Source organism: Brevundimonas sp., from assembly GCF_035561115.1.
Classification (GTDB): Bacteria; Pseudomonadota; Alphaproteobacteria; order Caulobacterales; family Caulobacteraceae; genus Brevundimonas.
In genome coordinates this window covers 1-9,499 of sequence record NZ_DATMYH010000072.1, presented here as the reverse complement: position 1 = coordinate 9,499, position 9,499 = coordinate 1, and the positions used below count along the sequence as shown (strand labels likewise).

At 68.8% G+C, this 9,499-nt stretch carries 9 protein-coding genes; 5 read left to right on the top strand and 4 right to left on the bottom strand.

Annotation, left to right across the window (positions count from 1 at the left end; genetic code table 11):
- Window positions 1-2: 2 nt before the first annotated feature.
- The 3 genes from VN378_RS09395 to VN378_RS09385 form a co-directional block, all read right to left on the bottom strand.
- Window positions 3-572, bottom strand: a complete 570-nt coding sequence (locus VN378_RS09395; protein ID WP_325743192.1) for a hypothetical protein — start codon at window positions 570-572, stop codon at window positions 3-5.
- Entirely contained in the window at window positions 569-2,278 is a 1,710-nt protein-coding gene (gene metG, locus VN378_RS09390; protein ID WP_325743190.1) for a methionine--tRNA ligase, read from the bottom strand. The genes VN378_RS09395 and metG overlap by 4 nt, the downstream gene beginning before the upstream one ends.
- Before the next feature lie 120 nt (window positions 2,279-2,398).
- The gene (locus VN378_RS09385; RefSeq protein WP_325743188.1) at window positions 2,399-3,766 is read right to left on the bottom strand and encodes an MATE family efflux transporter; all 1,368 of its coding nucleotides are present in this window, start codon (window positions 3,764-3,766) and stop codon (window positions 2,399-2,401) included.
- 167 nt (window positions 3,767-3,933) lie between these two features.
- Here VN378_RS09385 and VN378_RS09380 point away from each other — a divergent pair, with 167 nt between their 5' ends.
- Both VN378_RS09380 and VN378_RS09375 read left to right on the top strand, forming a co-directional pair.
- Window positions 3,934-4,629, top strand: coding sequence for a hypothetical protein (locus VN378_RS09380; RefSeq protein WP_325743186.1), 696 nt, complete (start codon window positions 3,934-3,936; stop codon window positions 4,627-4,629).
- A 38-nt stretch (window positions 4,630-4,667) separates the two neighbouring features.
- Window positions 4,668-6,275: a carboxyl transferase domain-containing protein gene (locus VN378_RS09375; RefSeq protein ID WP_325743184.1), complete on the top strand. Its 1,608-nt coding sequence runs from the start codon at window positions 4,668-4,670 to the stop codon at window positions 6,273-6,275.
- On the opposite strand, the gene VN378_RS09370 is transcribed toward VN378_RS09375, so the two are convergent.
- Complete coding sequence (locus VN378_RS09370; RefSeq protein WP_325743182.1) at window positions 6,265-6,567, bottom strand: hypothetical protein; 303 nt, start codon at window positions 6,565-6,567, stop codon at window positions 6,265-6,267. The two genes, VN378_RS09375 and VN378_RS09370, sit on opposite strands and share 11 nt — an antisense overlap.
- Window positions 6,568-6,720: 153 nt before the next feature.
- Here VN378_RS09370 and VN378_RS09365 point away from each other — a divergent pair, with 153 nt between their 5' ends.
- The 3 genes from VN378_RS09365 to VN378_RS09355 form a co-directional block, all read left to right on the top strand.
- Window positions 6,721-7,620, top strand: coding sequence for an enoyl-CoA hydratase-related protein (locus VN378_RS09365; protein WP_325743180.1), 900 nt, complete (start codon window positions 6,721-6,723; stop codon window positions 7,618-7,620).
- 18 nt (window positions 7,621-7,638) lie between these two features.
- Complete coding sequence (locus VN378_RS09360) at window positions 7,639-8,742, top strand: DUF3667 domain-containing protein (RefSeq protein WP_325743178.1); 1,104 nt, start codon at window positions 7,639-7,641, stop codon at window positions 8,740-8,742.
- A 40-nt stretch (window positions 8,743-8,782) separates the two neighbouring features.
- Window positions 8,783-9,499 (top strand): biotin carboxylase N-terminal domain-containing protein (locus tag VN378_RS09355; protein ID WP_325743176.1); only part of this gene is annotated, 717 nt, incomplete at its 3' end.

Below are 9,499 nucleotides of genomic sequence, written 5' to 3'. Positions count from 1 at the left end.
CGTCAAGACGGTTCCGGCCCCCGCTTCCGCGCCGCCGCCCAGCGCCTGAACGCATCATTCAGCCAGCCCGGCGCACCCGCCATCGCGGGCTGGGGATCGGTAATGGCGGCCGCGCGGGCTTCGAGTTCGGCCAGCGGCGGCACGTCATGCGCCAGCCGCTCGGCGTCGGTGGTCGCGGGGTCGACGTCCCACAGACGATAGCCGACGCCGTCCGGGACCATGTTGGTCCCGTATCTTTGCGGCCGGCCCGCATACATCAGCGAACGATCCAGCGCCGCCGCCGCCAGCCAGCGCGCGCCCTGGCGCCCCAGGTCGGCGGCCCGGGCCGCCAGCCGGCTGGCCAGGGCCGCCTCTTCAGCCAGATCTCCGTGGTTCAGGATCCAGGCGGCGGCGTACAGATCGTCGGCCTTCGCGGGCCAGCCGTCCGCCAGCATGGCCATGATCGCCTCCCGGCGCGCCCGGTCGCGCGCCCGCAGGACCGCATAGGCGGGCTGACCGACCTGAACGGCGCGGTCCTCGGCCTGATCCTCGGCCAGCAGCCTGATGAAGGCGGCGGACCGGGCGTCAGTCACGGGGCCTCGGCGCCGCCGAAGCGTTCCGACCATTCGACCACCTGCGCGTCCTCGATCTTGGTGAACAGCACGCCCGCCGCCGCCACCGTCTGACCCCGCGGCAGGACGTCCAGCAAGGGGGCGTCGGCCGAGGGCCAGCTGAGGTCCGTCGCGCCGACCGCTGCGGCGATCTTCACCGCCGAATCCGGCATGACCGGCGCCGCGAGACGCGCGAACAGGGCGACCAGATTCAAGCCGGTCCGCACGCCGACGGCCGCCCGATCCACATCGGTCTTGAACGCCGTCCAGGGCGCCGCCTCCTGCAAATACTCATTGCCCAGCACCCAGACGGCGCGCAGGGCCACGGCCGCCTTGCGGAACTCCATGGCCTCAAACTGCGCCGTGGCCTCGGCGATGCCGGCGCGCAGGTCGGCTTCCAGCTTCGCCTCCAGCGGACCGGGTTCGCCCGCGTCCGGCACGTCGCCGTCGAATTTGCTCTCGGCGAACTTGACGATGCGGTTGACGAAATTGCCCAGCACGTCGGCCAGATCCTTGTTGGTCGTCGACTGGAACTGCTCCCAGGTGAAGGCCGCGTCCGAATGCTCGGGCCCATAGGCCGTCAGATGCCAGCGCCAGTAGTCGGCAGGCAGCAGCTCCAGCGCCTGGTCCATGAAGACGCCGCGCTTCTGGCTGGTAGAGAATTTCCCGCCGTACCAGTTCAGCCAGTTGAACGCCTTCAGCGTGTCGACCGTCTTCCACGGCTCGCCCGAGCCCAGGATGGTGGCCGGGAAGCTGACGGTGTGGAAGGCGACATTGTCCTTGCCCATGAACTGGACGTAGCGGACGTCGTCCGCCCCCTCGTCCGTCCGCCACCAGTCGCGCCAGGTCCGGCCGGTCGCATCGGCCCATTCCTCGGTCGCGCCGATATATTCGATCGGGGCGTCGAACCAGACATAGAAGACCTTGCCCTCCATGCCCGGCCGGGGCCCGCCGTCGGGACCCACCACCGGCACGCCCCATTTCAGGTCGCGGGTGATGCCCCGGTCGATCAGCCCCTCGTCGAGGTGTTTCAGCGCGATCGACCGCGCCAGCGTCTGCCAGTCGGTCTTCGAACTGATCCACGCCCGGATACGATCGGCCAGCTTGGTCTGCAGCAGATACAGATGCCGCGTGTCCCGCACCTCGAGATTGCGCGAGCCCGAGACGGCGGAATACGGATCGATCAGGTCGGTCGGGTCCAGCAGCCGTCCGCAGTTGTCGCACTGGTCGCCGCGCGCGCCGACGTGGCCGCAGTGCGGGCAGGTCCCCTCGACATAGCGGTCGGGCAGGAAGCGGGCGTCGTCGACGGAATAGATCATCCGGTCGACGCGTTCCTCGATCAGGCCGTTCTGTTCCAGCACATGGGCGAAATGCTGGGTCAGGCGCTGGTTGGGGGCGTTGGAGGAGCGGCCGAACCAGTCGTAGCTGAGGCCGAACGCCTGCCCGGCGGCCTTCTGGACCTCGTGCTGCTCGTCGCAATAGGTCCGCACGTCCTGACCGGCGGCGGCGGCGGCCAGCTCGGCCGGGGTGCCGTGCTCGTCGGTGGCGCAGATGTAGAGAACCTCATGGCCCTGGGCCCGCTTGAACCGGGCGTAGACGTCCGCCGGCAGCATCGAGCCCGCCAGATTCCCCAGATGCTTGATGCCGTTGATGTACGGCAGCGCCGAGGTGATGAGGATGCGGGCCATGAGTGTCCGAGTGGCGAGTGGCGAGTGGCGAGTGGCGAGTGGCGAGTGTTAGTGGCGTCGGTTGCGCGCTATCGCAACACTCAGAGGCCCGAAAGTCCAATATGGTTGGTGACGGGCGAACTACTCGCCACTCGCCACTCGCCACTCGCCACTTCCCAGCCGCCGCGCCACACGCACGAACCGTCCCGTCAGCAGCGCCGACGACACCAGGCTGGCGATGATCACGGCCCAGACGAGGCCGTTGACGCCGATCTCGTGCGCGAACCACCAACCCAGCGGCATCATGATCAGGCTGTAGGCCCCGAAATGCATGATCGTCGGCCACCAGACGTCGCCCGCCGCTCGGTTGGCCGAGGCCGAGACCACCTGGATGCCGTCGGCGACGAAGAACAGGGTCGTCAGCACCAGCGCCGGGATCACCACAGCCAGCAATTCCGGATCGCGGTTGTAGGCGCTGGCGATAAGCGGCGCTCCCGGCCAGACAGCCAGCGCCACCGCCAGCGTCAGGGCGATGACCACCCCGATCCCGACCAGGCCGGCGCGCAGCACGCCCCGCCCGTCCCTCGCCCCGTAGGCGCGCCCCACCAGCACCGCCGTCGCCGACGACAGCCCCATCGGGACCATGAAGACGATGGCCGAGACGTTCAGCACGATGGCCCAGGCCGAGGTCTCGATCGCGCCCAGCTGGCCGGCGATGAAGGTCATGGCCGCGAAGGCGCCGACCTCGATGAAATACGAACTGCCGGCGCCGTAGCCGACCTTGCGCTGCTCGCGCTCGTCGGCCTGGTTGCGGGCCGGGCGGCGGAATACGCCCAGCGCCCGCGCCTCGGGCAGGCGTAAGATATAGACGAGCAGGAAGACCGCCAGCGACGTCCGCGCCACGAAGGTCGCCCAGGCCGAGGCCACGGCGCCGTCAATTCCGAGGCCCAGGATGTCGGGCACCAGCAGCAGGTTCAGCGCCAGATTGAGACCGTTGGCGATCCACATCGCCCACATGCCGGCGCGCGGCCGATGCAGGGCCTCGAGGAAGAATTGCGCCGCCACGCTGACCAGATAGCCGGGCATCGACAGGGCGAAGACGATCAGCACCGGCGAGGCCCCCTCGCCCAGCCCCGGCGCCAGTCCCATGTGCTGCAGCGCCCATGGACCGATCAGGATCAGGCCGATCATCGCCGTCACGCCCAGCTGGAGGGAATAGGTCACGCCCCGCCGCAGCACCCCGCCGACCTCGTCGCGCCGGCCCTGGCCGATCAGACGGGCGGTCATGACCTGCACGCCCATCATCAGGCCGACCGCGGTGGTGACGATGATCGCCGTGGGAGCGAGCGCCAGGGAACTGTAGGCCAGCTCCAGCCCCGACCAGTTGCCCACCACGATCACGTCGGTCAGTCCCATGGTCATGATGCCGATGCGCGCCAGCACCACCGGCCACGCCAGGTGCAGCAGCTCGCGCAAGGTCGTACGGGTCCGGGTGTTGAAGCCGATCATGGGACGGGCGACAGGCCACGGTCGTCGGCCGAGGTCAACCAAGGAAAGCCGGGCGAGCCATAAGGTGACCGTGACAGATGTCGGGAGGCGCGCCTCGGCCCGTCCGCCTGCTGTTGACGAAACGGTCCCCGCCGCAGACCTTGAGCGCCCCGCTTCAGGATATGTCCATGCTGGAACTGCTGCTCGCCGCCACCCTGTTCGCCGCCCCCGCCCAGGAGGATGAGCCGCCCTGCGAGGCTTATGATTCCGAGGACCTGACCATCGGCATAGCCATCGCGCCCGGACGTCCCGGTGGCGAGGTTCCCTTGCACGCCAATGACGGCCTGCACGGCATCATCGCCGTACCGCTGACGTGTTTCAGCCGTTGGACCTCATCCGATCCCGCCGTGACGGTCGCGCCCGAACGCCGCAGGATCGTCATCGGACGCGACGCGACGCCCGGAGAGGACGTGGAGATTACCGGGACGCTCGGCTCCCGGACAGTACGCGCCCGCTTCCGCATCGCCCCCGCCGAGGGACCCGTCCTGACGGGCTTCTGGTCCCAGACCTCGGTCGACTGCGGCGGCCCGGTCCCGCGCGACCCCCTGCGCGAACTCCGGTTCAACAGCGACGGACGTTTCGCCGTCACCTTCGTGCCCTTCGAGGTGCGACAGGACTATTGGGGATCGGTCGAGTTCAACCCGGTCGCCGGGCGGATCGGTTTCGCCGTCGAGCGCGGCAACACAGTGCCTCCCGGTCTGATGCTGAAAGGAAGCGCGCGGATCGAGGGCGATGACCAGCTCGCGCTGGACGGAGTCTATTTCGGCGGCCTTGACGTCGCGCCGCCGGCCGGAGGCTGCCGCTACGTGTTCCGGAAGCGCTAGGGCTTTTCCCGGCGCCGCAAGCCCCCTACACCAGCGGCATGCCCAAGCTGTCCTCCGCGATCGATCCGCACAGCCCCGCCTTCAAGGCCCTGGACGCCCACAACCGGGCGCTCCGGGACGAGCTCCACGCCAGGGTCGCCAAGGCGGCCCGCGGGGGGACGGACGCCAGCCGCGACCGTCACGTCTCGCGCGGCAAGCTGCTGCCCCGCGACCGCGTCGACCGCCTGCTGGACCCCGGCTCGCCCTTCCTCGAGATCGGCCAGCTGGCGGCGAACGGCATGTACGGCGACGCGAAGGACCCTGACGGGGCCCCCGGCGCCGGCATGATCTGCGGCGTGGGCCGCGTGTCGGGCCGCGAGGTCATGATCGTCGCCAATGATCCCACGGTGAAGGGCGGGGCCTATTTCCCGCTGACCGTGAAGAAGCATTTGCGGGCCCAGGAGATCGCCGAACAGAACAACCTGCCCTGCGTCTATCTGGTCGATTCCGGCGGGGCCAACCTGCCGCACCAGGCCGAGGTCTTCCCCGACCGCGACCATTTCGGCCGCATCTTCTTCAACCAGGCGCGGATGTCGGCGAAGTCGATCCCCCAGATCGCCTGCGTCATGGGCTCCTGCACCGCCGGCGGCGCCTATGTGCCGGCCATGTCCGACGAGACGGTCATCGTTCGCAACCAGGGCACTATCTTCCTGGCCGGTCCGCCGCTGGTGAAGGCCGCGACGGGCGAGATCATCTCGGCCGAGGAGCTGGGCGGCGCCGAGACGCACGGGCGAAAGTCCGGCGTGGTCGACTATGTCGCCGAGAACGACGAGCACGCGCTGGAGATCGTTCGCACCATCGTCGACAGCCTCAACACCGTGAAGCGCGTCGACCTCGATGTCCGCGAACCGCGCGCCCCCGCCTTCGACGCGGAAGAGCTCTACGGCCTCATCCCCGACGACGTCCGCGCCCCCTATGACGTGCGCGAGGTCATCGCCCGCCTCGTCGACGGCTCCGAGTTCGACGAGTTCAAGGCCCTGTACGGCACGACCCTGGTCTGCGGCTTCGCCCGCATCTGGGGCTATCCGGTCGCCATCCTGGCCAACAACGGCGTGCTGTTCTCGGAGAGCGCGCTCAAGGGCGCCCATTTCATCGAACTGGCCTGCAAGCGGAAGATCCCGCTGGTCTTCCTGCAGAACATCTCGGGCTTCATGGTCGGCGGCAAATACGAGGCCGAGGGCATAGCGAAAAACGGGGCCAAGCTGGTCACCGCCGTCTCCTCGGCCGAAGTTCCCAAATTCACCATCCTGATCGGCGGCAGCTTCGGGGCCGGCAACTACGGCATGTGCGGCCGCGCCTTCGGCCCCCGCTTCCTGTTCACCTGGCCCAACAGCCGGATCAGCGTCATGGGTGGCGAACAGGCCGCCGCCGTCCTCGCCACCGTCCACCGCGACGCCGACAGCTGGACCCCGGAACAGGCCGAGGCCTTCAAGGCCCCGGTGCGTCAGAAATACGAGGACGAGGGCAATCCGTACCACGCCACCGCCCGCCTGTGGGACGACGGCATCATCGACCCGGTCCAGACGCGCGACGTGCTGGGGCTGGCCATATCCGCCTCGCTGAACGCCCCCATCCCGGAGACGACGTTCGGCGTGTTCAGAATGTGATGACGGGCGGCCGTTGGCCCAGGGCCCAGCGATGGGAGTCCGGACCGAACGGCAGGTCGAACAGGCGCGGCGCCTCGCTGTCCGGCGGCGGATCAGCGTGCAGTTCGAAGGCTGACAGCAGGGCCCGGCGCGCGCGGTCCGCAGCGGGACCGCTGACGCCCTTGCGCTGCAGGATGCGGCCAATGATCACGTCGCGGTGGGCTGAGCCGCCATGCTCCAGCAGCTGCTGCCGGATTTCGGCGGCCAGCTTCGCCTTGACGGGAGTCAGTCGGCCCGGCTTCCGGGATCGCATTGCGTGCGGCATGCCGTCCTCGCAGGCTGTCGTTGACCGTCGGCACTCAACGCCTTCGCCCGGGGCGCTGTCAAGAAACGCGCCTCCCTGGCACGGCGCCGCTGCCAATCGCAGCGCCATGCGTTACAAGCGGGCAGTCTCGAAGGACCGATCATGACCGACAAGCCCACCGAAGCCGACCTCAACGCCCTCGATGTCACCGACGCCGAGGCTGCGGAGATCAACGCCATCGCCCACCCGCTGCTGACCGATCCGGCGCCGGACGCCAATGACGATCTCGTCCAGATCGACTCCACCGCCGACGGGATCGTCTTCGTCACCATCAACCGGCCCGACAAGCGCAACGCCTTCGACGCCCCCACCATCGCCGCCCTCTATGAAGCGTTCGAGACCCTGCACGGGGCCGACAATGTGCGTCTGGTCTTCGTGCGCGGCGCGGGCGGCACCTTCAGCGCTGGCGCCGACCTGGGCTGGATGGCCGACGCGGCCGGCTGGTCGGAGAGCGACAACCGCGACGACGCCATGGGCCTGGCGAAGATGCTCAAGGCCCTGCACGACGTTCCGGCGCTGACCTGCGCCATCGTCGAGGGCGCGGCCATGGGCGGCGGGGCCGGCATCGTCGCGGCCTGCGACATGGCGGTGGCCGTCGAGGGGGCCCGCTTCGCCTTCTCCGAGGTCAAGCTGGGCCTGATCCCGGCGACGATCGCCCCCTATGTCGTCGAGGCCGTCGGCGCCCGCCGCGCGCGCCAGCTGTTCCTGTCGGCCAACATCTTCGACGCCGACTACGCGGCCCACGCCGGCCTGATCGACATGGTCCTGCCCGAGGGCTCGGTCGACGAATTCATCTCCATGCTGACCGACAGCATCAGCGCCAATGCGCCCGCCGCCATGGGCGAGGCCAAACGGCTGGTGAATGACGTCGCAGGCCAAAAGATCGATCACGGCATGATGGAAGACACCGCCAGACGCATCGCCCGCGCCCGCGTGTCCGCCGAGGGTCAGGAAGGGGTGCGCGCCTTCCTCGAAAAACGTAAACCGGCGTGGGCGCAGTAGGAATCACACGGGGTATCGATGTCGGGGGAAATGGAAACGGCGGCGCTGGCCTCGGGCGGCGGATGGCTGAAGTGGAAGCGTGAGCACGCCGACATTCCGCCCGGCACGCCCTGCGCCAATTGTCAGACCCCGCTGGCCGGCCCTCACTGTCACCAGTGCGGCCAGCTGGCCGAGGACTTCCACAAGTCCGTCTGGAAGCTGATCGTCGAGGCCGTCGAAAGCCTTCTGCACCTCGACGGGCGGCTTTTCAGCACCCTGCCAAACCTCATCCGTCGCCCCGGAAAGCTCACCCGCGACTATATGGAGGGCAAGCGCGCGTCCCAGGTCGCGCCGTTCCGCATGTTCCTGGTCATCCTGCTGATCGCCTTCTTCGTCGGCCACGCCGCCATGAAGGCGGGCGCGAAACATGAGGCCGCCGAAGGCGATCACGCCGCCTCGGAACGGACGTTCAAATACAACGGCCGCGTCGTCACGCCGGGCGGCGCAGCCATGGCCGAGTTCGAACGCGACGTCATGGCCGACCCCGACCTGAGCGAGGCCGAGAAACGGACCCAGATCGCAGCCGCCAGGGGCGACTGGGTAGCCTTCAGCCGCAACCTGGCCGCCGACGTCACCGATGAGGCCCGGGAAAACGCCGCCGACGCGCCGAAGATGAAAGACGGGGCCGATGCGGAAAACCTTCGCGGCTTCAAGGAATGGATCGAAACCCGGCAGGCCGCGATCCAGGACGATCCCGAGCGGTTCGCCCTGATCCTCGAGATCTGGGCCCACCGTGTCGCCATCCTGGCCCTTCCGGTCTCGGCCCTGATGCTGACGCTGCTGTTCGCCTTCAACCGCCGCTTCTACGTCTTCGATCACGTCATCTTCTCGATGCACTCGCTGTCGTTCCAGCTGTTGCTCCTGATCGTGATCATGGCGCTGGGGGTCCTGACGCCGCTGGCCTGGTGGCTGCTGTGGCTGGCCCCGGTGCATCTGTTCCTGCACATGAAGGGCGCCTATCAGCGCAGCGTCATCGGCACCCTGGCGCGGATGTTCGTCCTGTTCACCCTGACGACGGTGACCTTCACCCTGCTGGCGCTCCTGTGGCTCTATCTGGGCTTCAACGAGATGGCCAGGCACTGAGCCTGTCGTCAGCCGCCGCGCGAGCCGCTAGAGACATCCGATGTTCAAATCCGTCCTGGTCGCCAACCGCGGCGAGATCGCCTGCCGCGTCTTCCGCACCGCCCGCCGCATGGGCATCCGGACCATCGCCGTCTATTCGCAAGCCGATGCGAAGGCCCTGCATGTGCGCGAGGCCGACGAGGCCGTGCTGATCGGCCCGGCCCCGGCGCGGGAAAGCTATCTGGACGCCGCGAAAGTGCTGGCCGCCGCGAAGGCGACCGGCGCCGAGGCCATCCACCCCGGCTACGGCTTCCTGTCAGAGAACGCCGACTTCGCCGAGGCCGTGACCGCCGCCGGCCTGGTCTGGATCGGCCCGCCGCCGGCCGCCATCCGCGCCATGGGTCTGAAGGACGCCGCCAAGACGCTGATGATCGAGGCCGGCGTGCCCGTCACGCCCGGCTACCAGGGCGAGGACCAGTCCGAAGCGACGCTCACCGCCGAGGCCGCCCGCATCGGCTATCCCGTGCTGATCAAGGCCGTCGCCGGCGGCGGCGGCAAGGGCATGAAACGCGTCGACCGGCCCGAGGACTTCGCCGCCGGCCTCGCCTCGGCGCAGCGCGAGGGACAATCGTCCTTCGGCGACCCGCGCGTCCTGATCGAAAGCTACATCACCCGCCCCCGCCACATCGAGGTGCAGGTGTTCGGCGACAAACACGGAAACGCCGTCCACCTGTACGAACGCGACTGCTCCCTGCAGCGCCGCCACCAGAAGGTGATC

Excerpts from the sequence above, each read along its gene's own strand:
- metG (WP_325743190.1), bottom strand. The coding sequence starts at position 2,278 with ATGGCCCGCATCCTCATCACCTCGGCGCTGCCGTACATCAACGGCATC.
- VN378_RS09385 (WP_325743188.1), bottom strand. The coding sequence starts at position 3,766 with ATGATCGGCTTCAACACCCGGACCCGTACGACCTTGCGCGAGCTGCTG.
- VN378_RS09380 (WP_325743186.1), top strand. The coding sequence starts at position 3,934 with ATGCTGGAACTGCTGCTCGCCGCCACCCTGTTCGCCGCCCCCGCCCAG.
- VN378_RS09375 (WP_325743184.1), top strand. The coding sequence starts at position 4,668 with ATGCCCAAGCTGTCCTCCGCGATCGATCCGCACAGCCCCGCCTTCAAG.
- VN378_RS09370 (WP_325743182.1), bottom strand. The coding sequence starts at position 6,567 with ATGCGATCCCGGAAGCCGGGCCGACTGACTCCCGTCAAGGCGAAGCTG.
- VN378_RS09365 (WP_325743180.1), top strand. The coding sequence starts at position 6,721 with ATGACCGACAAGCCCACCGAAGCCGACCTCAACGCCCTCGATGTCACC.
- VN378_RS09360 (WP_325743178.1), top strand. The coding sequence starts at position 7,639 with ATGTCGGGGGAAATGGAAACGGCGGCGCTGGCCTCGGGCGGCGGATGG.